The sequence below is a fragment of the Pseudomonas kilonensis genome, assembly GCF_001269885.1.
Classification (GTDB): domain Bacteria; phylum Pseudomonadota; class Gammaproteobacteria; order Pseudomonadales; family Pseudomonadaceae; genus Aquipseudomonas; species Aquipseudomonas kilonensis.
Genome location: NZ_LHVH01000035.1, coordinates 44,560 through 67,577, shown reverse-complemented (window position 1 = coordinate 67,577; position 23,018 = coordinate 44,560). Strand labels below are relative to the sequence as shown.

Sequence of the window (23,018 nt, the reverse complement as noted above, 5' to 3'; positions counted from 1 at the left end):
GCCTCTGTGGGAGCGGGCTTGCTCGCGAAGGCGTCCTATCAGCCAGCACAAGCGTTGACTGGCACACCGCAAGCTCACCCCACATTGGTTCCGCCCTTCCTACAACTCAATACTCATTCCGTCGTAAGACACTTCAATCTTTCGACGTACAAGTTCAGCCCGCTCGGGCGAGTCTTCGTCCAGGATCGGGTTGGTGTTGTTGATATGGATAAGGACTTTGCGCGGCCCAGGTACTTGTTCCAGCACTTCGAGCATACCACCGGGGCCATTCTGGGCCAGGTGGCCCATTTCCCGGCCAGTGCGGGTGCCGACGCCACGGCGCTGCATTTCATCGTCGTCCCACATCGTACCGTCCACCAGCAGACAATCGCTGCCGGCCATGATCGCCAACAACGACTCGTCGACCTTGCCCAGGCCCGGGGCATAGAACAGCTTGCCACCCGTGCGCAGGTCTTCGACGATCAACCCGATGTTGTCGCCCGGGTGCGGGTCGAAGCGATGCGGTGAATAGGGCGGTGCGGCGCTGCGCAGGGGCAGTGGGGTGAAGCGCAGGTTCGGGCAGGCGGCGATGGTGAAGCTCTGGTCGAGTTCGATGCGATTCCAACTCAACCCGCCGTTCCAGTGGGTCAGCATGTTGAACAGCGGAAAGCCGGTGCTCAGGTCTTCATGGACCATGTCGGTGCACCAGACTTGATGCGGGCAACCTTCACGCAGGCTGAGCAGGCCGGTGGTGTGGTCGATCTGGCTGTCCATCAGGATGATCGCGCCAATGCCGGTGTCGCGCAGGGCCCGGCCCGGCTGCATTGGGGCAAACGCCTGGAGCTGGGCGCGAATGTCCGGAGAGGCGTTGCACAGCACCCAGTTCACACCGTCATCGGACAGGGCGATGGACGATTGGGTGCGCGCCTGGGCCCGCAGGCTGCCATCGCGAAAACCTGCGCAATTGGCGCAGTTGCAGTTCCACTGGGGGAAACCGCCACCGGCGGCAGAACCTAGAATCTGGACGAACATGGCTGCTCCATCTGCAAACCGAAATAAAAACGCCTCGGCTGGCCGAGGCGTAGTGCTGCGTGCTTAACCGCCTGCAGCATTCAACGGCTGGCGAAGTACATGGTGACTTCGAAACCGATACGCAGGTCGATATATGCGGGTTTGGACCAGGACATGGGAATACTCCTTTGGTTGGGATGCTTTCGTTAGATAGAACGGTTGAGACCTATACATATAGTCCACCTCCGTTCGGAGATGTTCAGATGCTTAGACGCCTATGTTACTAAATCTGACATATTCGTTCGCCGCGATTCTCGAAGAAAGCTCATTACGGCCCCTGCAATGATCACTGCGCCGCTTGCCAGCGCTCTCCCGGGCAGGCTCCGTTGCTCAGGCAATACCATCCTCCTTCAGCCTTGATCAGACGTTGGGCGGCCATTTGTAGCTGCTTGCGATCCAGATACACGATGGCAGCGGACAGTTGCTCAAGATAATCCGACGGGCGGGCGGCCAACTTGGCCTGCCAGAGCAGTTCGGCGGCCTGGGCGCAGGGCAGGGTGGTGTCCTGGAGTTGGGCGGCAAGCGCCTGCTGCTGGCCGGTCAGGGATGAGTCATCGAGCTGCTCGATCAGCGCCGGTAGCCCAGCCAGAAATTGTTCGATGTGGGCGCTCAGTTGCGTTGCCGAAAGGCTGGGCGATTGGACGCCGAACAACACCCCGGTTTGCCCGTCGATCTGCTTCAACCCACTGAACACCGCATAACCCAACTGCAACTCGACGCGCAGGCGCTGGTAGAACGGCGTCTGGCACAGCTGTGCCAGCAACCGCCAGGCGGCTTCGTCGGCCAGCGTCGGGGTGGCTGTCGGGCAAAACAGCAACACGGCCGGTTCTTCGCCGTGAGTCTGGAGCCTATGCCAGAGGCGTTGCCCGCGAGGTGCCGGCACCGGGCTGGCTTCATCGCCGGCAATGCCCGGCACTCGGGCCAACGCAGGGCCCAACGCCCCTTGAGTGGCCGTCGACAGGCCGATGGACAGCCCGTCCCATCGGGCCGTTGTCCACACGCTTTGGTCGCTGTCGGGCATTGGCAACGCTGGCGCTTGGCGGTTGTGGCGGCAGTGATCTGGCAGCGCCTTCAACAGATGCCGAATCGGCATCGGCGGGGTTTCGTGACCGGCTTGGGCCATTGGCAGCGGTTGCGCAAGCTTCGTCAGAACGTGTTCGAGCACCAACGGTATCGGCGCTTGTAAGCCAACCAGTTTCAGCAGCCATTGATGACCGGAGGGCTCGAAGCTGACGTCCACGCCGGCCTGGCGAGCATCCTCTCGCAGATCCTGCAGGTGCCGGTCGAGCCTGGATTGAAAGTCCAGCGGTGCCTGGGTCGTCAGTTGCCAGCGCAGGTACACCGCGCCTTCACGACCGTTGTCTGGCAGCGCCTGGCTGAACTGCATGGGCGAGCGTTCCCGGCGACCCCGGGAGCGGTCCTGGGCGAAGGTTCGCAAGCCGCGGTGGGCGCTGGTCTGGCCGCGTATCAGCCCGGCGCGGGGCGCTTCGCTTGGCGTTTGCAGGAACGGATTGGGCGCGGGCAGTTGCCATTGCCCCGCGACGTTATCGGCCGGGTGCAGTTGCCTGAGGATTTCCCTGAGCCTGACGAGGTCGTTTGCCAACAGCGGCCCGTCACGTCCTTCACCGTCCCAGCGGGCCACCTGCAAGGCCGATCCTGTCTCTTGCCGGCGCTGCAACAGTGCGGTGAACTCCTCGCGCAACGGCGCCCAGTCGTCCTGGGCGGCAAAGAACCCCAGCCAGTCGTGCAGCAACGGCTGGATCTGCGCCGCTGTCTGGGCGTTGGCGTGCTTGAGTTCGATGTGCAGCAGCGCCTGCCCGGCAAACTCATACAGCGCGGTGGCCTTGAGGCTGTCAGCCAGGCCGCGCTGACGCAACGTGGCGAGCAAGCCGCCCGGTTTGCTGGAGTTCAGCCACGTACACAGAAAGTCCAGGGCTTGAGGCGAGGCGGCAGGCAAGTCTTCGAAGGCGAACAGCCGATCAAGGCAACCCTCGCGGGCCTGTTGATAACTCGTCTGGGACGATGCCATCAAACTTGGTGGTGCCGGCCTGGCAAGCGCTTCGCCGGCAGGTATGTGGCTGTCGAACTGTTCAGCCAGCGCTTTCAAGGCGTCGATGCTCTGCGGGCCGACCAGGCTCAGGGTCATCTGGCCGCTCTGGTAAAAGCGGCGATAGAAGTCGTGCAATGCGCTTTGGAATTCGGCTTGCGTCACCGCCAGGCTATCGCGATTGCCGGCATGAAAACCCCGCAGTGGATGGGTCGCCGACAGGCCGTCATGCAAGGCAAGCTGTCGCTGGGCTGCAGCATCCTGGGACCAGGCGATGAACTCGGCGTGCAGCACTTCCCGTTCGCGCAACTGATCGGCCTCATCCAGGCGTGGGTGAGCGAGCATGTCCCCCAGTCGTTCCAGTCCGTCGGCGAAGGTTGCAGGTGGCAATTCGAAGAAAAAATCCGTGGTGCGTTCGCTGGTGCGCGCATTGACCTGGCCGCCGTGGCGCTGCACGTAGGCCATCAGGTTCTCCCCCGCGGGAAAACGCGCGGTGCCGAGGAAGAACAGATGTTCGAGCAAGTGCGCCAATCCCGGCCAGGCCAGGGGCGCGTCATGGCTGCCAGCCGCGACTCGCAGTACTGCAGCGCTGCGCTTGAGGCCTGGGACGTGACGCAATGTCACCCGCAAGCCGTTGGCCAGGGTTTCAGTGTGGGGGCGGAGGGAGTCGGGGGCCGGCATGAGCGCTTCCAGAACAAAGATGCGCTCATGCTAGCGGATTAGGCTGCGTTCTCAATCCTCAATCAGTGTTTGTGCAGGTCGTCGTAAAGCTCAGGGCGGCGATCGTGCAGGTAGTTGTAGGCCGCGCGGGAGTCTTCCATCAGTTGTCGATCCAGTTCTCCGACGATCAAGGCCTCATCCAGCCCCGCAAGGGCTGGGCGGCAGCCATTCGGTGCGGCGATGCTGCTTTGGCCGCAATACTGCAATTCACCTTCGTGGCCGCAGTAGTTGGCGTACGCCACGAAACACTGGTTCTCGATGGCCCGGGCCCGCACGGTGACGTCGGCGATGAAGTCATAGGGTTGCATGTTGGCGGTTGGCACCAGGATCAGCTCGGCACCGGCCAGGGCCAGGCGTCGGGCATTTTCCGGAAACTCCAGGTCGTAGCAGATCAGGAGGCCGAGCTTCCAGCCGTTGAGCTCGACGATAGGTAGCGCTGAGTCGCCGGCGCTGAACATGGCGTGATCGAGGTCACCGAACAGGTGGCTCTTGCGGTAGTTGGCCAGGCGCTCGCCTTGGGCGTCGATCAGTTGCACGGCGTTGTAGATCTGCCCGTCTTCGCCGCGCTCAGGGTAGCCGTAGACAATCGCCAGGCTGGCGGCCTTGGCAATGCGGGCGATCTGTTGCGCCCACTCGCCGTTGTAGACCTCGGCCAATACATTCACCGCGTCGACGCCGATGTTGTAGCCGGTCATGAACATCTCCGGCAGCACCAGCACATCGGCGCCCCTGGCCTCCAGCGCCACCTGGTGCAGGCGTTGCAGGTTGCCGGCCGGATCCAGTGGCAGCGGCGGGCATTGGTAGAGGGCTACACGCATCAATAACTCCTTTTATTCGGGCAGGGCGATCGGACCGATCTCATGGAACACATCACCTGGACCCGGGTTCTCGGCGTGAGTTTCACCGCCGAAGTGCTTCATGATTCCCCACACGGCATTGAGTGAGGTCTGTACCGCGCCTTCGACCCAGGCCGGTGTCCATGAGACGTCATCGCCGGCGATAAAGATCCCGCGTTGTTCGGCCGGCATGTCGTCCTGCATGAAATGCGCATACATGCGCTGGTTGTAGCGATAGTGGCCGGGCAGGGCGCCCTTGAACGCGCCGAGGAAATGCGGGTCGGCTTCCCAGGACACGGTGATCGGATCGCCGATGATCCGGGCGGCGATGTCCACCTTGGGATAGATTTTCTTCAGGGCATCGAGTGCCAGCTTCACGCGTTTTTCCACCGGGTGCGGAAGCATTTTCAGCGCGTCGCTCATCCAGGAATACGACAGGCAAATCACCCCTGGCTTGTCGTCCCCGTTGTCGAACAGATAGGTGCCACGGGTCAGACGATCGGTCAGGGTCATGCTCATCAGGTCGCGGCCGGTCTCCGGGTCCTTGTCCTTCCAGAATGGCCGGTCGACCATCACGAAGGTCTTCGACGATTGCATGTAGCGGGTGCGGTCCAGGGCCATCCACATTTTTTGCGAGAACAGCGCTTCTTCACATTCGATCTGGGTGGTCAGCAGCCAGCTCTGGCAGGTGACCAGCACCGCGGCGTACTCGCGTGTGTTGTCCCAGACGTCGGTCACGCTGAACCGGCCATCGGCCGCGCGGGCGATGCGCTTCACGCCGCTGCGTGGGGCGCCCAGGTGCAACGAATTCAGGCTGGTCCCTTGCGGCCAGTGCACGCAGCGTTCCGGCACGTGGTTCCAGATGCCGTGGGGCACCTGCTCGACGCCACCGACCACCAGGTGCTGGTGGTCGTCGCAGTTGGTCATCACGACACGGAAGATTTCCAGCATCGAATTGGGGAAGTCCGAATCCCAGCCGCCGGTGCCGAAACCGACCTGGCCGAACACTTCGCGGTGCTGGAAAGAGAGCTTGGCGAAGGCCTTGGAAGTGGCGACAAAGTCGTAGAAGGTGCGGTCGTCCCACAGTGGCACCAGGGTGTTCCACAGCTCCTTGAGGCGTGGCACGTCGCGGTCGCGGATCGCCTGCTGGATGTCGCCGAAGCGCGAGCCATCCTCCAGTGCATCGGCCCAGGCGTCGGCGACTTCCTGGAACAGTGCGGGAAGGTCCGCCAGTTTCTGTGCGTAGTAGGTCTGGCCTTCCAGGTCGATGACCGTGCTGCCGGACGCCGGGGTCAGCGGGTTGGGGAACGGTTTGGTCTCCAGGCCCAGCTTGTCGACGTAATGGTAGAACGCGGTGGAGGACACCGGAAAACGCATGCCGCCCAGCTCGGCGATCACCCCTTCGGCGCCGTTGAACGCTTGTGAACGCAGACGCCCACCCATCTTCGACGCCTCGTAGACGACGGGCTTGAGACCCAGCTTCATCAGCTCGTACGCCGCCACCAGACCGGCGATTCCGGCCCCGACAATCGCCACTTCGGTACCGTGGTTGTGGGCGGGAATGCTGCCCAGGCCAGCCGGATGTTCGATCCAGTCGTCAAAGGCGAAAGGAAAGTCCGGCCCGAAAATGGTGATGGGCTTCTTACCGTCTGCTGGGTGGCGATTGTTCTTGTTCATGGCTGACCTTGGTGGGCGACTCGACGCAGTGTTCGCGTCTGAGTATAGGAAAGATGCCAGCCATTCTAGGGAGGGTGGAACATGTTAATAAGACACAATATGTCGTCGTTTTGAGCGCATATCAGTCATCTTGATCTGTTCATAAATCATAATGACGAAACCAGTCCCCTGTGGGAGCGAGCTTGCTCGCGATAGCAGTATGTCATTCCATGACGGTGTTGACTGGATTGACGCCATCGCGAGCAAGCTCGCTCCCACAGGTTAAGTGACGCAGGGTTTAGACTGGCTGGCCTCGATCGATCTTGCTGCTGAGGATGATCGAGGTGGTGGTCTTCTCCACGCCGTCCACGCTGCCGATCTGGTCCAGCAACTGGTCCAGCTGTTCCGGCGAGTCCGTGCGCAACCAGGCGACATAGTCGAACTCACCGCTGACCGCGCACAGCTGCTGTACTTGAGCCATGGCGCTCAAGCGCCGCAGCACGTCCTTGCCGGAGCGCGGCTGGACCTTGATGCCGACGTAAGCCTGCAAGCCACCGTCAATCACCCGTTGTCCCAGGCGCACGCCATATCCGGTAATCACCTTGGTCTTTTCCAGGCGCGCCAGCCGCGAGGTCACGGTCGTGCGGGCGATACCCAGTTGCCGGGCGAGCATGGCGACGCTTTCCCGGGCGTTGATTTGCAGCGCCGCGATCAGCTGCCGGTCGATTTTGTCGAGGACGGGAGGGCGGGTGTCAGTCAAAGTGGGCTCCGGCGCAGGCATTCGATGGCGAGCATGTTACAGGCTCTCACGTGCGAAATAGCCAACGGCAGGCAAAGCCAGTGCGCGCCAGGCGGGGGCCAGGTGTACCTGTGAAGCCCTGAACCAGAAACCGTCCTGGCAAACCAGCTGTTCGGTGGGCAACTGCAACAACAGATCCAGTGAGAACGACTGCACTGAACCCGGGTCGTCATCGTCTTGCGCTTCCCAATCGCGCTCGAAACACCGTACATGCAGCTGTTCGTCGTCGAAGCTTTCAAACAACGGCCGGTTGCCCAGCCACTGTGGATGCCCCCGCAATGTGTGTTCCTGGACATCCAGGAGCAGCAATTGCCAGCCTCGATAACTTCCACACTGTTCTGTCACATCGGTCGCCATGCAGGTCAGGGCCAGATAGCGGCTATCCGTCGACCAGATCATCGACGGTGCCAAGTCGACCAACGCGCAGCCTGAGGCTGTCAGCAGATGGCCTCCGAGCCGGGGCGTCTGCGCACGCACCCAACTGTCGGCATATTCCGTTTCGCTGCCGAACAGCCAGGCGGCATCCTGATGGTCGTGGGCGGGCTGGATGAAGTCTCCGTCAGCGTTGGCCACTTGCGGACGATCCACCAGGCGCCAGGGGGCGACGCTGTGCAGTTGTGAGTTTGTCACCTGCAGGTCCACGGTGTTGTAGAACAGCCGGGATTGCTCGCTGGGATGAAAGAACGAAGGATCGCTGCCGATCGGCGGCGCCGGGATGTTGAAGCGTTGCAGCGCGCTGCTGTCCAGGTCGTGGTCAAGACGACCGGCCACCACTGCCAGACTCAAGCGGCCATCCCGAAAGTCGAGTATCCGTTCCACCCACATGGAGGGGCCTTCCAGCAGGCGTCGATCCTGCACATCTGCAATGACCGCATGGGTGGCCACTGTCGTTGAGTCTGCAAAGGGCAGCAGTGCCAAGTAGCGCCCGCAGTCAGAGACGCGATGATCCAGCAGCCAACTGCCTGGCAAGTGCCAATCACCAATCTGGCAGCGATAACCGCCAAGCCCCTCGCGATTGTCGCAAAGCCAGATGAGCTGAGCGCATGCGCCACCCAGCAGCGGCTGCGTCTCGATGTACGAGTCACCTCGCACTCCCGGACTGTCCAGCGGCATCGCGATGACCGTGCGGGTCAGTTTGAACTCTGCAACCTGTACGCGACCCTGGGCGTCATGACCGGCCTGGGTTTCGGTATCGCTGTGGATGCTGTCCAGGCGGTAGCCATACCGGCCGGAACCCGGTCGCGGATAGTCGAGGTACGCGCCGATATGCACATGGTGCGCGTCGAGGCTCAGCAACTCATGCCAGTAGAAGGACGGTTCAGCAGCACTCTTCACCCACGGCAATGGCAAGGCGCGCCAGCCTTTGTCGAGCTGCCACAACCAATACTGGTCGCCATCTGCTTGAGGATCCCGCGCCTGGGCCAGGCACACCAGGGCGCGTTGATCGGTGCTCCACACCAGTGGCGCATCGGCCGCCATCAGCAGGCCAGACGGTTGTCCGTTGATGCTGACGGTGTAGCGCGGTGAACGCAGCGGTTCCAGTGGCTGGTCCAGATCACGGAACGTCGAAGGCAATGAAATGTTGCCTTGCAGGCATTGCAGGCCGTCGGCGGAACGTCGTTCGAACGTGTGCAGGACATGCTCCGGGTGCCAGTCGGGTTCCAGCCAGAGATCGGCGACAGGCACCAGATTGGAAACGCTGGCCGTTTTTAACAGCTCATCGAGCCGGGTTTCGCGAACGCTGTTATCCACCAGTGGGCTATGGCGTCCATTCAACAGGTCGAGGTCAAAAGCGTCCAACTCCCAGAGCTCGCTGTCGGCACAGCGGTACAACTGGCGTTGCTGACGGTCGAGGACCACCAGTCCCCATGCCTGCCGGGACGGTACCGGTGCCGCGAAATAGCGCCCGTCGCTGGAGAATACGGCCGAAGAGCCCAGGCCTTGCAGGAGCACGCCGTCGGGGAACAGATAGTCGCAATAAGTCGGGCCGCCCATGGCGATTTCGCCGTGGTTGAACGCCCGGATCGGCTCGCCTTCAGGGGTCAGCAACGGTTCGTTTCCGCCCCAGGCACTCGGCCCTTTGCTGGAAATGGGTGTCAACCCAAGGCGCCTCTCCCAGCTACTGACGCAGGCGAGCCCGACCATGATGCCGACGATCGCTACCAAGATGCCCCACCACTCAGGCAACGCCCGGCCCAGGCTGAAACCCAGGCCAAACACAGCGCCCACCGTCAGCCGGGCAATGCCTCGGCCCACCGGCAAAAAGCCCAGGCGAGCGGCCAGGCCCATCAGCAGCCCAAGGAACACCACCGCCAGCAAAGCCAATGGGGGTGGCAGCACGGTGACGAAAAAGGCCGGCACCAGCAGGATGCCGAGTTGCCAGAACAGTTCAAGAAACAGTCGGGGGAGGCTGGGGCTGGCGATGATGGGCGTCTCGGTGAGGGAGGGGGATTTTTATTGTAATGGAGCGAAAGAGGCTAACGGGAGAACTGCTCCCCTATGCGACACAGCGGTTTTGATTTTTATCACAACACGTCTTGGTCAACAGGTCCGGCAGCGCCGCCTGAATCGCGGTCTGACCCAAGCCGATCTCGCTGCTTTGGCGGGTATCACCCGGCAGAAGGTCATCGCCATTGAAAAGGGTGACCTGTCGGTGGGCATGCTCGCCTACGCGCGAATTCTGGGGGCTCTGGATTGTGAATTCGCCGTGGTGCCAGCTGCAATGCCCACGCTTGACGAAATCCAGGGAGTGTTCGACTGATGACGACCTTACTACAGGTTGCGACGTCTGAAGGCGACAGCGGGAAAATGATTCATGGCAGTGGTGGAGACCACTGTTGATCGACTGTTGTCCCATATGATTTTGGGTCAGAGACGGCACCGAGAAATCGTGCCAGGGCTTCAGTCCCCCTCCGTGAACCGCCGCCGCGTCAGAAAAAGCACCACGCCCAGCGGCACGGCCAGCAGTGCTAGCAGCTTCAGGTCAAAGCCCAGCACCTGCTGCTCACCAACCTTGAAGATGCTGACCAAGCCCGTTGCCAGCAGCGCCAAACCCAGCCACTTGCGCAGCGAGTATGGTTTCAGAAACTGAACGAGGATCGCGCCCAGCACCAGAAGGACGACAGTTTGCATGATGTAGGGCATGTGCAGTTCCTCAGACCTTGATGACCAGCGTCGATAGGTCTAAGCGACTGTATCTGTGGTGGTCCATCCAGAAACACGAAAGCCGCGCAATGCGCGGCTTTTTGTATGGTGGGCCCACACGGACTCGAACCGTGGACCAAAGGATTATGAGTCCTCTGCTCTAACCAACTGAGCTATAGGCCCTCAGTAGGCCGCGGATTATAGCGACGGTTTCTCGGCTGTGCTATCCGAAAAATCCGATACGGTCACACGAAGAAACGTTGCGGCAAATTCGTCGGCGCCCAGGGGCAGGCTGACGATGTAGCCCTGGATCTGTTCGCAACCTTCTTCGGTCAGGAATTGCTGCTGGGCCAGGGTTTCGACGCCCTCGGCGATGATGGTGAATTGCATGCTGCGGCCCAGCGCGATGATTGCCCTCACGATGGCCGCGTCGTGGGGGTCGTCGGGCAGGCCGCGGACGAAGGATTGGTCGATCTTGAGGATATCCAGCGGCAGGCGCTTGAGGTAACTCAGGGAGGAATAGCCCGTGCCGAAGTCGTCGATGGCCAGTTGCACGCCGAGGTTTTTCAACTGGTGCAGCACCGTCAGGGCCTCTTCGGCCTGGCTCATGATGAAATTTTCGGTAATTTCCAGTTGCAATAAGTCGGGCTGGAGCTGGTGTTCGCGCAGCAGTTGCTCGATACGCCCCAGCAGGTTGGGTTGGCGCAGTTGGGCGCCGGCCAGGTTGACCGAGAGGGGGCCGAGGCTTTCATAGGTGCTGTTCCATTCGCACAGTTGCCGGCAGGCGCGTTCCAGTACCCAGTCGCCTATTTGCAGGATCATGCCGTTTTCTTCCGCCAACGGGATGAAGTGTTCGGGCGGGACGTCACCAAATGTCGGGTGATACCAGCGAATCAGCGCCTCGGCGCCCACCAGGCGGTTGTCGGCGAGGCTGATTTTCGGTTGGAAGGACAGTGACAGTTCGTTGCGCTCGATCGCTCGTCGCAGCTCGTGTTCCAAGGCCACGCGCTCGCTGGCCTGGGCGGTGAGGTCACAGGTGTATTTCTCCACCCGGTTGCGGCCCTTGGCCTTGGAGCGGTACATCGCCGCGTCAGCGTTCTTGACCAGCGTGGCGACGTCGCAGCCATCCTGTGGGTAGAGGCTGGTACCGATGCTGGCGCTGATGAAGAACTCGTGCTCGCCGGCCTGGAATGGCGCGGCAAAGCAGTTCAGCAGTTTCTGGGCGATGTGCTCGGCATCGCTGGGCTGCTGCAAGCCCGGCAGCAGGATGATGAACTCGTCGCCGCCCAGGCGCGCCACGGTGTCGATGTCGCGTAACTGTTCGCGCAAGCGTACGGCAATGCCCTTGAGCAACAGGTCGCCGACCGGGTGCCCGAGGCTGTCATTGATGTGCTTGAAGCGGTCCAGATCCAGGAACAGCACGGCACCCTGGCCACCGTTTTCCTGCTGGCCATTGAGAGCTGCCAGCAAGCGGCTTTCGAACAGTGTGCGATTCGGCAGGCCCGTCAGCGGGTCATGGTGGGCCTGGTAATCGAGGCGGGCCTGGGCGTGTTTGAGGCTGGAGATATCGGCGAAGACCGCGACGAAATGGGTGATCTGTCGATCCCGATTGCGCACCGCGCTGATGGTCAGCCAGCTAGGGTAGAGCTCGCCGTTCTTGCGCCGATTGGAGATCTCTCCCTGCCAGTGGCCCTCCGCCGTCAACTGGTGCCACATCGCGGCGTAAAACGCACTGTCATGCAGGCCTGAAGCCAACAACCGAGGTGTATGGCCCAAGGCTTCGGTTTCGCTGTAGCCGGTGATTTCGGTGAAGGCTCGGTTCACTGCGCTGATGTGCTGTTGCGTATCGGTGATCAGCACGCCTTCGGCAGTGCTTTCGAACACGGTGGCAGCCTGTTGCAGTTTCTCCTGCATGAGGTGGCGTTCGGTGATGTCCCGGGCGATGGTCAGCATGCAGTCTTCGTTGCCGATGGGCAGCGGGCGGCTGGAGACTTCGCACAGCCGGATCTGCCCGTCGTTGCGACGGATATGGCAGCTGAAATCCCTGACGAAGCCGTCCCGCTTCAGCAGGTCGAGCATCTGCTTTCGCTCGTTGAGGTTGACCCAGATGCCCAGGTCCAAGGTGGAGCGGTCCACCGACAGGGCGCTGTTGAAGCCGGTAATGCGGCTGAAGCCTTCGTTGACTTCGATCAGCAGGCCGTCGCTTTGCCGGGACAGCAGCAGGCCATCGGGCGAGGCGTGGAACGCCTTGGCAAACTTCTCTTCGGAGGTCTGCAATTGCTGCTGGGTTTCCTTGAGTTGACTGATGTCCCGTACCACCACGACCAGGGCTGGCGTCGTGTCGAGGTCGAAGGGCTCGGCGGAGATCAGCCCGGTGAACACCTGGCCATTGCTACGGCGGAAGGGCATTTCCAGGTTGCGAATGCTGCCGGCCTGCAAGCGCTGCAACAGGCCCGGCCCCACGCCCTGGATGCCCCAGATATCCAGTTCGGTTGCGCTGTGTCCCACCACCTCGGCGGCACTCAAACCGATCTGTTCTTCGAAGGCCTTGTTAACTTCCAGCAGGCAACCGTCCAATAACCGTGCAATCACCAGGATGTCCGGGCACTGGCGGAATACCGAGGCAAATTTCTGCTCCGAAAGGCGCAGCGCTTCCTCGGTGCGCTTGGCTTCACTGATATCGATCATCAGCCCGCGCATCACTGGTTCGTGCCCGTGCTCGATCAGGCTGACAATATCGCGCACCCACAGGCAGCGGCCATCGGCGGTGATCACGCGATAATCGACGCAGTAGTCGCGACCTGCCAGCACTTCATGATCGCAGTAGGTCTGGGCTCGGATCAGGTCGGCCGGATGAATGATGTTGCGCCAGAAACCTGGGACCAGCCAATGGGAGAGGGGATAGCCCAACAGGTCTTCGGCGTGGGGCGACACGTAGCTGTAGGTGAAATCGCTGACCCTTGCCTCCCAGGCAATGGCCGACAGGCTCTCCACTAGCCCACGGTAATGGTATTCGCTGCTGCGCAGCTCCTGCTCAAGCTCGACCCGTCGGGAGATTTCCGAGCTGAGTCGGCGGTTGATACGAATCACCACCGCCAGTATGCCGACCATCAGCAGCAGCGCAGGCAGGCCGTAAAACAGTAAGTCTGACCAGAGCTGGCGATAGTCGTGCACATTGCCGACCCACTTCTGCTGGATCTCGGCGACCTCGGCCGGGCTCATGTCTGCCAGGACTTTGTCCAGGATGCCCACCAATATCTTGTTGTCTCGAGGGACGGCCATTGCCAACTGATAGCGATAAGGCGTTTCCCCGCTGACATAAAGGCCTTCGAGCTTGAGTTGGCGCAGGCTCCAGACGCTGGAAGCCAGATCGCCCACCACCGCGTCCACTTCATCGGTTGCCAGTGCTTGCAGGGCTGAACTGACGTTGGGCAGCGCCACGAGGTTCAGGTCGGGATGGTGGTTGCGCAGCAATTCATGGGGGGCATAGTTCTCCACCACGGCGATTTTCAGCCCGTACAGTTCCTTGAGGTTGTGCGGCTGGGCGCCACCGCGATGGGCCAGGATGACAATGGGGAAATCCAGGTAAGGCCGGGTAAACGCCAGGTAATTCTGACGCTCCGGTGTGGACATGATGCCCGGCAAAAGGTCGATTTTGCCCTGTGCGACCTGCTCGAGCACGGCGGTCCAACTGACCGGCTCGATGGGGGTGAGCTTGATGGCCAGCCGTTCACGAATGACGTCGACGTAGTCGGCGGCCAGGCCCTGATAGCGGCCCTGGTCATCGCGAAACTCAAACGGCGGCCATGAGGCATCGACACCCAGGCGCAGGTCGGGGTGGTTCTTGAGCCAGCGGAGCTCCTCGTCGGTGAGCGTCAACGCGCCAGCTGTTGCGGTCCAGGTCATCAATGACAGCAAAAGCGCGGCCGTCAGTCTGGGCATCACTGTCTCGTCATGGCTTGGGGAGGATGATTCGAGTGTAGACGGGCAACAGGGTGGTGGGGTGTAACGAGGGGGATTTTATCTGTGCATAACAAAACCCCCGGCAGGGCCGGGGGTTTTGAAGGGTCACTCGTCGAGGAAGGAGCGTAGATGCTCGCTTCGCGTCGGGTGGCGCAGTTTGCGCAATGCCTTGGCTTCGATCTGACGAATCCGCTCACGGGTCACATCGAACTGCTTACCGACTTCCTCAAGGGTGTGGTCGGTATTCATGTCGATGCCGAAGCGCATGCGCAGTACCTTGGCTTCACGGGCAGTGAGGCCGGAGAGTACTTCGCGAGTCGCTTCCTTGAGACTCTCGACAGTGGCGACATCAATCGGAGACTGCATGGTGGAGTCTTCGATGAAGTCACCCAGATGGGAGTCTTCGTCATCACCGATCGGGGTTTCCATGGAGATCGGCTCTTTGGCGATCTTCAATACCTTGCGGATCTTGTCCTCAGGCATTTCCATGCGTTCGCCCAGCTCTTCCGGCGTCGGCTCGCGACCCATTTCCTGCAGCATCTGCCGGGAAATACGGTTGAGCTTGTTGATCGTCTCGATCATGTGCACCGGGATACGGATGGTGCGGGCCTGGTCGGCGATCGAGCGAGTGATCGCCTGACGGATCCACCAGGTGGCATAAGTCGAGAACTTGTAGCCGCGACGGTATTCGAACTTGTCCACCGCCTTCATCAGGCCGATGTTGCCTTCCTGGATCAGATCGAGGAACTGCAGGCCGCGGTTGGTGTACTTCTTGGCGATGGAGATCACCAGACGCAAGTTCGCTTCGACCATCTCTTTCTTCGCGCGGCGGGCCTTGGCCTCACCGATCGACATGCGACGGTTGATGTCCTTGATTTCGGCGATCGTCAAACCGGTTTCGGTTTCCAGCGCGGTCAGCTTCTGCTGGCAACGAATGATGTCCGGTTGCAGGCGACCAATGGCTTCAGCGTATTTGCTCTTGCCCTTGGCCAGTGCATCGGTCCAGCTTTCGTCAACTTCGTGGCCAGGGAACTGGCGCAGGAAATCGGCACGCGGCATGCGGGCATCACGCACGCAAAGCTGCATGATCGCGCGCTCTTGCTGGCGCAAGCGATCCAGAGCACTGCGAACACGCTCGACCAGGCCTTCGAATTGCTTCGGTACCAGCTTGATCGGCATGAACAGCTCGGCCAGTGCCAACAGCTCGGCAATCGCCTGCTTGTTGTTGCGGCCGTGCTTTTTCAGCGCCTTGCGGGTGATTTCCATCTGGTCAGCCACAGCGCCGAAACGCTGTGCTGCGATGACTGGATCCGGACCGCTTTCGGCTTCTTCCTCGTCGTCGCTCGCTTCGGCGTCGTCGTCATCGGTGTCGTCGTCGGCCTTGACGGCTTTCGCGTCGATCGGCGGCGGCACTTCGGCGGCAGGCGGCGCGATGCCGTCGTCCGGATCGATATAGCCGCTCAAGACGTCGGACAGGCGCCCACCTTCGGTGGTGACGCGGGTGTACTCGGAGAGAATATGGTCAACCGTGCCAGGGAAGTGCGCGATTGCGCCCATCACTTCACGGATGCCTTCTTCAATACGCTTGGCGATTTCGATTTCGCCTTCACGCGTGAGGAGCTCTACCGTACCCATTTCACGCATGTACATGCGCACGGGGTCGGTGGTGCGACCAATGTCGGTCTCGACCGCTGCCAACGCTGCGGCCGCTTCTTCAGCGGCCGCCTCGTCGGTATCGGCGTCGGCCAGCATAAGGGCATCCTTATCTGGAGCAACCTCGAATACGTTGATCCCCATGTCGTTGATCATGCGGATGATGTCTTCCACCTGTTCCGGATCTGAAATATCCTCCGGCAGGTGGTCGTTGACCTCCGCGTAAGTCAGGTAGCCCTGCTCACGACCCAATAGGATCAACTCTTTGATACGAGACTGCTGTTGCGCTTTTCCGGACATAACACCCTATCCACTGAAGGTCTTGGCGGGCAAAAAACAAGCCGAGGATTATACCTGAGCTGTGACCTCACGCGCCAGTTGAGGTCGGGTTTGATGCGCAAACATTGCGGCTGAGTAAGTCGCGCAATTGGTTTTTCTCTTCGCTGGTCAACTCGCTCTGGCGAGCTTTTCGCAGAAGTTGTTCCAGGTTTCGCTCGCGTTGGCGGGCGGACAAGCTAGTAATGGTGTCGAAAAACTGTTGTTCAAGGTTGTCTCCTTCAATCAGCCATTCCTTCTCGGCCAGGGCCTTCAAGAGGCGCCCCTGCTCGGTCCCGTGCCACCGTGCGATCAACTGGAAAGAGTTTAACTTGGGGTTCTTCTGCACGGCTTCAAGGAGTGCAACCAGCAATTGCGTATTGCTGTGATCCTCGGCGGCGAAGTGCCCGGCGTCCTCTACTTTTTCCGCCAGTTGCGGGTGATGCAGCAAGGTGCGCAAGGCGGCCAGTGTTGGTGGTTCGACGGCGGCCGGCACGCGCGGGGCACGTGGTTGGTCGCGATCGCCGCGCTTGCCGTTCTTGTCCCAGGGTTTCTTGTCCCATTTCTTGCCGCCACTGCCGGGTTTTTTCGGTGTCCATTCCTGCTGGGGGGCGTAATCCTGCTGGGGTTGATGATAGTCGGCGAAATCCGGCATCGCGTCGTAATCGATGCCCGGGTCATAAGCGGGTGGCGCCTCCTGGGGGGCGCTGTGCACCAGTTGATTGACCGCTTCGCTGTTCAGGCCGGTGATCTCGGTCAGGCGCTGGCGCATGAGTGTGCGCAGGTTGGCGCCGGGCACCTTGTCGATCAGCGGTGCCGCGAGGGTGGCCATGTGGGCCTTGCCTTCGAGGGAGCGTGGGTCGGCTTCTTCGGTCAACTGCTGGAAAAAATAATCGGCCAACGGTTGTGCGTGCTGGTTGATCCGCGCACGGAATGCGTCGGTACCTTCGGAGCGCACCAGGGTGTCCGGGTCCTCGCCCTCGGGCAGGAACAGAAAACGCGCCCGGCGTCCGTCCTGCAGGCACGGCAAGGTGGCCTCCAGTGCGCGCCAGGCGGCGTTACGGCCGGCCTGGTCGCCGTCGAAGCAGAACAGCACGTTGGGCACCACGCGAAACAGGCGCTTCATGTGCTCTTCGCTGGTGGCCGTGCCCAGGGTCGCGACGGCATTGCGCAGGCCTTGCTGGGCCAGGGCAATAACGTCCATGTAGCCTTCGACGACGATGATTTCGTCGAGGTTGCGGTTGTTCTTGCGTGCTTCGTACAGGCCGTAGAGTTCCTGGCCCTTATGGAACACCGGGGTTTCCGGGGAGTTCAGGTATTTCGGCTTGTCGTCGCCCAGCACCCGGCCACCAAAGGCGATGATCCGCCCGCGTGTGTCGCGGATCGGAAACATGACCCGGTCTCGGAAGCGGTCGTAGCGCTTGCCGGTTTCGGCATTTTCAATCAGCAGGCCAGCGTCGATCATGGCGCGCTGTTGCAGCGTATCGCTGCTTAGGTGCTTGTACAGGTTGTCCCAGCCGGGCGGGGCGAAGCCGAGGCCGAAGTCCCGGGCGATTTCGCCGGTCAGGCCGCGGCCCTTGAGATAATCCACCGCGGCCTTGCGTGCCGGATGGCTTTTGAGGGCCTGGCGGTAGAAATCGGCCGCTGCCGTCAGTAGCGGATAGAGCGGTGAATCGGTCGGTTGGCGCGGCTTGTGCTGTCGGCCGCTTTCCTCCCGGGGTATTTCCATGCCGGCGGCTTTGGCCAGTTCTTCGACGGCCTGGGGAAAGTCCAGGTTGTCGTGGTCCATGATGAAGCCGAGGGCGTTGCCGCCAGCGCCGCAGCCGAAGCAATAGTAGAACTGCTTGTCGGGGCTGACGCTGAAAGAAGGCGTTTTCTCTTTATGGAACGGGCAGCAGGCCGTGTAGTTCTTGCCCGCTTTCTTCATTTGCAGGCGAGAGCTGACCACGTCGACGATGTCGGTGCGGTTCAGGAGGTCGTCAATAAAGCTCTGGGGAATCAGCCCGGCCATGGCGTTCTCATCATCACTGCGCGAAATATGGACCCGAAATCGGCAGGCGTAACCGGGTCTGGGTTTGAGGCACGCTAAATCGGTGGCTCGACCGGGTCGTCTGCATCATCGCTGTCGGGAAGTGTATCTGCCGATAATCCACTGACGTTAATAACTATCAGTATTCGACTGTTTGAATGTGTTGCGCTGAGTCCGGTAACAGCCGTTCAGGCCTCGGATAGCTCATGAAGCGGACACGCAGGCAGGTGCCTTGGGCTGATCGTCGTTAGAGGAATCAGGGTGTGCTCGTCGGTAGCCTTGGAAGGCTCGTCAGGAAAGACGTGCACCGCTGGCAAAAGAGCCAGGTCTGACGCGGTGAAGCAGGTTGTCTTGGTCGCGTCTGCGGCTTTGACAGTGAAGCATCAAGCGTTATTCCGCAAATGCCATAAGCCCGGCTTGAGGGCCGGGCTTGGCAGAAGCTTGCTACGGACGTCTGTGTATTAGTACAGACGTACGGCGCGGCGCTGTTCGCGCTGAACTTTCTTGGCGTGACGCTTAACAGCGGCTGCTGCCTTGCGCTTACGCTCAGAAGTCGGCTTCTCGTAGAATTCGCGGCTACGAACTTCAGCCAGAACACCGGCTTTTTCGCAGGAGCGCTTGAAACGACGCAGAGCTACGTCGAAGGGTTCGTTCTCTTTTACTTTGACGGCTGGCATCCAGAGCTACCTTCATTCATTACCGGGGTCAACATCCTCGCGGCAAAAGAGCACTTGAAGACGTCGGTTTTTAAGGGTTGCGGATGTTAACCCCTCAACGCTCGGAATGCAAAGCCTCTGATCGAAAACCGCTGGTCGGGGCACAACGCGGCGACTATTATGCGCGCCTTCGAATTCAGCCTCTACAAGGCGCAAACCCATGCTAGTACTGGGATTAGAAACCTCCTGCGACGAAACCGGTGTCGCACTTTACGACAGTGAACGCGGCCTGCTGGCCGATGCGCTGTTCAGCCAGATCGACCTGCACCGCGCCTATGGCGGGGTGGTGCCCGAGCTTGCCTCCCGCGATCACGTCAAGCGCATGCTGCCCTTGATTCGCCAGGTCCTGGCCGAGGCTGGCTGCGTGCCGACCGAGATCGACGGCATCGCCTACACCGCCGGCCCGGGCCTGGTGGGCGCGTTGCTGGTGGGCGCTTCCTGTGCCCAGGCGCTGGCCTTTGCCTGGGGGATTCCGGCCCTGGGCGTGCATCACATGGAAGGCCACCTGCTGGCGCCGATGCTGGAGTCGCAACCGCCGCAATTTCCGTTCGTCGCTTTGTTGGTCTCGGGCGGCCATACGCAGCTCATTCGGGTCGATGGGATCGGCCAATACGAGCTGCTCGGCGAAACCCTCGACGATGCTGCCGGCGAAGCGTTCGACAAAACTGCAAAAATGATGGGCCTCAATTATCCCGGTGGGCCGGAAATCTCCCGGCTTGCGACGCAAGGGGTCGGTGGGCGTTTCGTGTTCCCGCGGCCGATGTGTGACCGTCCCGGCCTGGATTTCAGTTTCAGCGGGCTGAAGACCTTTGCCCTGAACACCTGGCAGCAGTGTGTCAGCGCCGGGGACGACAGTGAACAAGCCCGTTGCGACATCTCGCTGGCGTTCCAGCAGGCCGTGGTGGAGACTTTGACCATCAAGTGCAAGCGTGCCCTCAAGCAGGCCGGGCTCAAGCGCCTGGTGATCGCTGGCGGTGTGAGTGCGAACAAGGCCTTGCGGACATCGCTGGAGAAAATGCTCGGCGACATGAAGGGCGACGTTTACTACGCCCGGCCGGAGTTCTGCACAGATAACGGCGCGATGATTGCCTTTGCCGGCTGCCAGCGTTTGCAGGCCGGCCAGCACGAAAGCCTGGCGATCAGCGTGCAGGCGCGCTGGCCGATGGAGCAGTTGGCGCCGCTGTGAAGCGTCATTTAAAAATGCCGTTCGCGCCCGGCGAACAGGTCGCGTAGATTGCCCCGGTGACGCCAGACGATCAGTGCAACCAGTGCGGTCATTGGCAGCAAGGCCGCCGGTTCCTGCCAGGCCAGCAACGGCAGGGTCAGCGGTGTGGCGATCAGCGCGGCCAGGGAGCTGGTGCGGGTCAGGTAGAACGTCAGCAGCCAGGCACAGACAGCCAGCAGGGCGGCGGGCGGGTACAGGCCCAGCAGCATGCCGGCGGCGGTGGCGACACCCTTGCCGCCACGAAAGCGAAAGTACAGCGGGAATAGATGGCCGATAACGGCGCAGACGCCGATCCAGGCCTGTTGCTGCAACGAGAGCCCTGCAAGGCTGGCGATCAATACCGGGACAAGGCCTTTGCAGAGGTCGCCCAGCAGGGTCAGGATGGCGAGTTTGCGTCCGGCCAGGCGCAGCATGTTGGTGGCGCCGGCATTACCCGAGCCACTCATTCGCGGATCCGGGTGACCGGTCAGGCGGCTGAGCAAAATGGCGAAGGACAGCGAGCCGAGCAGGTAGGCGAGAATCGCCAGTAACCAAAACATGCTAACTATTCCGGGCGAGGACGCCCTGATTCTAACGGCGCATTGCGCCCTTGTCGTGCTGCGGAGAAGAGTGCTTGGACAGAGTGTTTATCGAAGGCCTGGAAGTCGACACGGTAATCGGTGCCTACGACTGGGAGCGAGGCATCCGACAGTGCCTGCGGCTTGACCTGAGCTTTGCCTGGGACAACCGCCCGGCCGCCGCAGGCGACGACCTGACCCTGGCGCTCGACTATGCCAGCGTGTCGTCACGCATCCAGGCGTTTGCCGAGCAGGCGCAGTTCCAATTGGTCGAGACCTTTGCCGAGCGGCTGGCCCAGGCGCTCATGGATGAGTTCAAGATCACCTGGCTGCGTCTGAAAGTGACCAAGCCTGGCGCTGTACCGGCGGCCAGCGGCGTGGGTGTGGAGATCGAGCGCGGATGTCGCTGACTCAGGTTTTTCTCGGGCTCGGCAGCAATATCGAGCGCGAAACCCATCTGTGCGCCGGTCTGGAGGCCTTGGCCGGTTTCCTGGTGGACATGCGCTGTTCGGCGGTGTTCGAGAGCCAGCCGGTGGGTATCAAGAGCGGGCCATTCTTCAATTTTGTCGTCTCGGCCTTCACGGATCTGCCGCTGATGGAACTGGATCGTCGCCTCAAGTTCATTGAGGCGGACAACGGTCGCTATGCGCCGGACCGCAAGGGGCTGCCGCTGGATATCGACGTGTTGTTGTATGGCGAACAGGTCGGCAACTTCGATGGGTTGATCCTGCCGCGCGCGGAAATCCTCAAGAACGCCTTCGTCCTGTGGCCTTTGTCGTTGATCGCGCCGGATCGAATTCATCCGGGTGTGGGCAAAAGCTTTGCCACGTTGTGGGAAGAAGCGCAGATCGACCAGGTGCTGGCGCCGGTGGCTTTTGAATGGCGGGGCCAGCAGCTTACGCCATCGAACCTGCGTTGAGGCGCCTGCCGCCATCGCGAGCAGGCTCGCTCCCACATTAGGATTTCAGCGTGCACATAGCTTGTGTTCAACCGAAATCCACTGTGGGAGCGAGCCTGCTCGCGATGACGACGGAACATCCAACACAAATGCAAGCTGATCCAAGATTCCGTCAGCTCGCCGCTTCCTTGTAGGCCTTCAACACCCTGAGACGCTCACGCTTGATCGCCTCTCCCAGCTCCGGCCCCTTGAAACCCTTCTCCAGCAAAGGCTGCACCGCCACCGCGCGGGCCGCTGCCGCTGCGCCTCGCAGATAATCAGCCTGTGGATAACTCCGTTCTTCAAGCCCTTTGCGCCCTCGCGCATCCATCTCACAGGCTGCGATGAACTCCTCGAAGCGCTGAGGTCGACGGTACACATCGAAACTCTGCAGCAGCTCAAGCAAAGTAGACGCCTTCAGTTCAAGCGCGCGATGGCCATGGGTGTGGTATTGGCCGACCAACAACGCCAGCTCCTGACAGTCGCGGGGCGCCTTGAAGCGTTCGTTGACCGCTTTGATCAGCTTCAACCCCGTGTGCTCATGGGCGATGTGTCGCGGCCATTCGTGTTGGGGCGTCAGGCCTTTGCCCAGGTCATGGAGCAGGCAGGCCCAGCGGACCGTCAGCGGCTGTCGATGCAGGGCGGCTTGTTCCAGCACGCTCAGGGTATGGACGCCGGTGTCGATTTCCGGGTGATGGGCTTCAGGCTGGGGTACGCCAAACAGCGCATCGACCTCAGGCATCAGGACCTTGAGGGCCGTGCAGTCGCGCAAGACCTGGATAAATACCTGTGGCTGTTTTTCCATGAGAGCACGGGAAATTTCTTTCCAGCTGCGCTCGGCCGTCAGTGCTTCCAGCTCGCCGGAATCGCTGAGTTGGCGCATCAGTTCAAGGGTTTCGTCTGCCACCTTGAAACCCAGCGGAGCATAACGCGCGGCGAAGCGGGCAACCCGCAGGACTCGGAGTGGATCTTCGGCGAAAGCGGGGGAAACGTGACGCAGTATCCGGGCTTCCAGATCGCGCTGGCCGTGATACGGATCGGTCAGGTTGCCATGGTCGTCTTCTGCCATGGCGTTGATGGTCAAGTCCCGGCGAACCAGGTCCTCCTCCAAGGTCACTTCAGGGCTGGCATGGAACACGAAGCCGCCATAGCCGCGACCACTTTTGCGCTCTGTGCGGGCGAGGGCGTATTCCTCGCCAGTCTTCGGCTCGAGGAATACCGGAAAATCGGCCCCCACGGGGCGAAAACCCTTGGCGAGCATTTCCTCGGTGGTGGCCCCCACCACGACCCGATCGACGTCGGTGACGGGAATGCCCAGCAGGCGATCGCGAACGGCGCCGCCAACTTTATAGATCTGCATAAAAAACCTCC

The 23,018-nt window shown here is 61.2% G+C and carries 18 protein-coding genes and 1 tRNA gene; 4 read left to right on the top strand and 15 right to left on the bottom strand.

Annotated elements, in window-relative coordinates; translation table 11 throughout:
• Positions 1-99: 99 nt before the first annotated feature.
• From pqqB to AD662_RS25700, 7 genes are all read right to left on the bottom strand, one after another.
• Positions 100-1,011, bottom strand: a complete 912-nt coding sequence (pqqB, locus tag AD662_RS25725; protein WP_053189961.1) for a pyrroloquinoline quinone biosynthesis protein PqqB — start codon at positions 1,009-1,011, stop codon at positions 100-102.
• An 80-nt stretch (positions 1,012-1,091) separates the two neighbouring features.
• A complete protein-coding gene (gene pqqA / locus AD662_RS29000) occupies positions 1,092-1,166 on the bottom strand; it encodes a pyrroloquinoline quinone precursor peptide PqqA (RefSeq protein WP_003177660.1) in 75 nt (24 codons plus the stop codon).
• A 170-nt stretch (positions 1,167-1,336) separates the two neighbouring features.
• A complete protein-coding gene (pqqF, locus tag AD662_RS25720; protein ID WP_053189960.1) occupies positions 1,337-3,778 on the bottom strand; it encodes a pyrroloquinoline quinone biosynthesis protein PqqF in 2,442 nt (813 codons plus the stop codon).
• A gap of 62 nt (positions 3,779-3,840) precedes the next feature.
• Positions 3,841-4,635 carry a carbon-nitrogen hydrolase family protein gene (locus tag AD662_RS25715; protein ID WP_053189959.1) on the bottom strand — a complete coding sequence of 265 codons (795 nt, stop codon included), beginning with the start codon at positions 4,633-4,635 and terminating at the stop codon, positions 3,841-3,843.
• A gap of 12 nt (positions 4,636-4,647) precedes the next feature.
• Positions 4,648-6,330 (bottom strand): flavin monoamine oxidase family protein, encoded by a 1,683-nt coding sequence (locus tag AD662_RS25710; RefSeq protein WP_003206211.1) that lies wholly within the window; start codon positions 6,328-6,330, stop codon positions 4,648-4,650.
• Between the two features lie 277 nt (positions 6,331-6,607).
• The gene (locus AD662_RS25705) at positions 6,608-7,069 is read right to left on the bottom strand and encodes an Lrp/AsnC family transcriptional regulator (protein WP_053189958.1); all 462 of its coding nucleotides are present in this window, start codon (positions 7,067-7,069) and stop codon (positions 6,608-6,610) included.
• A 36-nt stretch (positions 7,070-7,105) separates the two neighbouring features.
• Positions 7,106-9,535, bottom strand: a complete 2,430-nt coding sequence (locus AD662_RS25700) for a hypothetical protein (RefSeq protein ID WP_053189957.1) — start codon at positions 9,533-9,535, stop codon at positions 7,106-7,108.
• An 88-nt stretch (positions 9,536-9,623) separates the two neighbouring features.
• On the opposite strand from AD662_RS25700, the gene AD662_RS25695 reads away from it, so the two are divergent.
• On the top strand, positions 9,624-9,869 hold the full coding sequence (locus AD662_RS25695) for a helix-turn-helix transcriptional regulator (protein ID WP_029866746.1): 246 nt from the start codon (positions 9,624-9,626) through the stop codon (positions 9,867-9,869).
• A gap of 140 nt (positions 9,870-10,009) precedes the next feature.
• Here the strand turns inward: AD662_RS25695 and AD662_RS25690 are convergent, their stop codons facing one another.
• The 6 genes from AD662_RS25690 to rpsU form a co-directional block, all read right to left on the bottom strand.
• Positions 10,010-10,252, bottom strand: coding sequence for a hypothetical protein (locus AD662_RS25690; RefSeq protein WP_053189956.1), 243 nt, complete (start codon positions 10,250-10,252; stop codon positions 10,010-10,012).
• A 106-nt stretch (positions 10,253-10,358) separates the two neighbouring features.
• Positions 10,359-10,435: transfer RNA gene (locus AD662_RS25685), tRNA-Ile, on the bottom strand.
• A gap of 15 nt (positions 10,436-10,450) precedes the next feature.
• Positions 10,451-14,194 (bottom strand): bifunctional diguanylate cyclase/phosphodiesterase, encoded by a 3,744-nt coding sequence (locus tag AD662_RS25680; protein WP_018607335.1) that lies wholly within the window; start codon positions 14,192-14,194, stop codon positions 10,451-10,453.
• 126 nt (positions 14,195-14,320) lie between these two features.
• Complete coding sequence (gene rpoD / locus AD662_RS25675) at positions 14,321-16,168, bottom strand: RNA polymerase sigma factor RpoD (protein ID WP_018607334.1); 1,848 nt, start codon at positions 16,166-16,168, stop codon at positions 14,321-14,323.
• 67 nt (positions 16,169-16,235) lie between these two features.
• Positions 16,236-18,194 (bottom strand): DNA primase, encoded by a 1,959-nt coding sequence (gene dnaG, locus AD662_RS25670; RefSeq protein WP_024616738.1) that lies wholly within the window; start codon positions 18,192-18,194, stop codon positions 16,236-16,238.
• Between the two features lie 479 nt (positions 18,195-18,673).
• The gene (gene rpsU / locus AD662_RS25665) at positions 18,674-18,889 is read right to left on the bottom strand and encodes a 30S ribosomal protein S21 (RefSeq protein WP_002551877.1); all 216 of its coding nucleotides are present in this window, start codon (positions 18,887-18,889) and stop codon (positions 18,674-18,676) included.
• 199 nt (positions 18,890-19,088) lie between these two features.
• Here rpsU and tsaD point away from each other — a divergent pair, with 199 nt between their 5' ends.
• Complete coding sequence (tsaD, locus tag AD662_RS25660) at positions 19,089-20,114, top strand: tRNA (adenosine(37)-N6)-threonylcarbamoyltransferase complex transferase subunit TsaD (RefSeq protein ID WP_018607241.1); 1,026 nt, start codon at positions 19,089-19,091, stop codon at positions 20,112-20,114.
• 8 nt (positions 20,115-20,122) lie between these two features.
• On the opposite strand, the gene plsY is transcribed toward tsaD, so the two are convergent.
• The gene (plsY, locus tag AD662_RS25655; RefSeq protein ID WP_018607239.1) at positions 20,123-20,692 is read right to left on the bottom strand and encodes a glycerol-3-phosphate 1-O-acyltransferase PlsY; all 570 of its coding nucleotides are present in this window, start codon (positions 20,690-20,692) and stop codon (positions 20,123-20,125) included.
• Between the two features lie 74 nt (positions 20,693-20,766).
• On the opposite strand from plsY, the gene folB reads away from it, so the two are divergent.
• Positions 20,767-21,120 carry a dihydroneopterin aldolase gene (gene folB, locus AD662_RS25650; RefSeq protein WP_018607238.1) on the top strand — a complete coding sequence of 118 codons (354 nt, stop codon included), beginning with the start codon at positions 20,767-20,769 and terminating at the stop codon, positions 21,118-21,120.
• Positions 21,111-21,629, top strand: a complete 519-nt coding sequence (folK, locus tag AD662_RS25645) for a 2-amino-4-hydroxy-6-hydroxymethyldihydropteridine diphosphokinase (protein WP_053189955.1) — start codon at positions 21,111-21,113, stop codon at positions 21,627-21,629. Before folB ends, folK begins: the two co-directional genes overlap by 10 nt.
• Positions 21,630-21,780: 151 nt before the next feature.
• On the opposite strand, the gene AD662_RS25640 is transcribed toward folK, so the two are convergent.
• The gene (locus AD662_RS25640) at positions 21,781-23,007 is read right to left on the bottom strand and encodes a multifunctional CCA addition/repair protein (RefSeq protein WP_018607235.1); all 1,227 of its coding nucleotides are present in this window, start codon (positions 23,005-23,007) and stop codon (positions 21,781-21,783) included.
• Positions 23,008-23,018: the final 11 nt, after the last annotated feature.

Coding starts and splice junctions, on each gene's coding strand:
- pqqB (WP_053189961.1), bottom strand. CDS start 1,011: ATGTTCGTCCAGATTCTAGGTTCTGCCGCCGGTGGCGGTTTCCCCCAG.
- AD662_RS25640 (WP_018607235.1), bottom strand. CDS start 23,007: ATGCAGATCTATAAAGTTGGCGGCGCCGTTCGCGATCGCCTGCTGGGC.
- dnaG (WP_024616738.1), bottom strand. CDS start 18,194: ATGGCCGGGCTGATTCCCCAGAGCTTTATTGACGACCTCCTGAACCGC.
- folK (WP_053189955.1), top strand. CDS start 21,111: ATGTCGCTGACTCAGGTTTTTCTCGGGCTCGGCAGCAATATCGAGCGC.
- pqqF (WP_053189960.1), bottom strand. CDS start 3,778: ATGCCGGCCCCCGACTCCCTCCGCCCCCACACTGAAACCCTGGCCAAC.
- AD662_RS25690 (WP_053189956.1), bottom strand. CDS start 10,252: ATGCCCTACATCATGCAAACTGTCGTCCTTCTGGTGCTGGGCGCGATC.
- AD662_RS25710 (WP_003206211.1), bottom strand. CDS start 6,330: ATGAACAAGAACAATCGCCACCCAGCAGACGGTAAGAAGCCCATCACC.
- rpsU (WP_002551877.1), bottom strand. CDS start 18,889: ATGCCAGCCGTCAAAGTAAAAGAGAACGAACCCTTCGACGTAGCTCTG.
- AD662_RS25680 (WP_018607335.1), bottom strand. CDS start 14,194: ATGCCCAGACTGACGGCCGCGCTTTTGCTGTCATTGATGACCTGGACC.
- AD662_RS25715 (WP_053189959.1), bottom strand. CDS start 4,635: ATGCGTGTAGCCCTCTACCAATGCCCGCCGCTGCCACTGGATCCGGCC.
- rpoD (WP_018607334.1), bottom strand. CDS start 16,168: ATGTCCGGAAAAGCGCAACAGCAGTCTCGTATCAAAGAGTTGATCCTA.
- tsaD (WP_018607241.1), top strand. CDS start 19,089: ATGCTAGTACTGGGATTAGAAACCTCCTGCGACGAAACCGGTGTCGCA.
- plsY (WP_018607239.1), bottom strand. CDS start 20,692: ATGTTTTGGTTACTGGCGATTCTCGCCTACCTGCTCGGCTCGCTGTCC.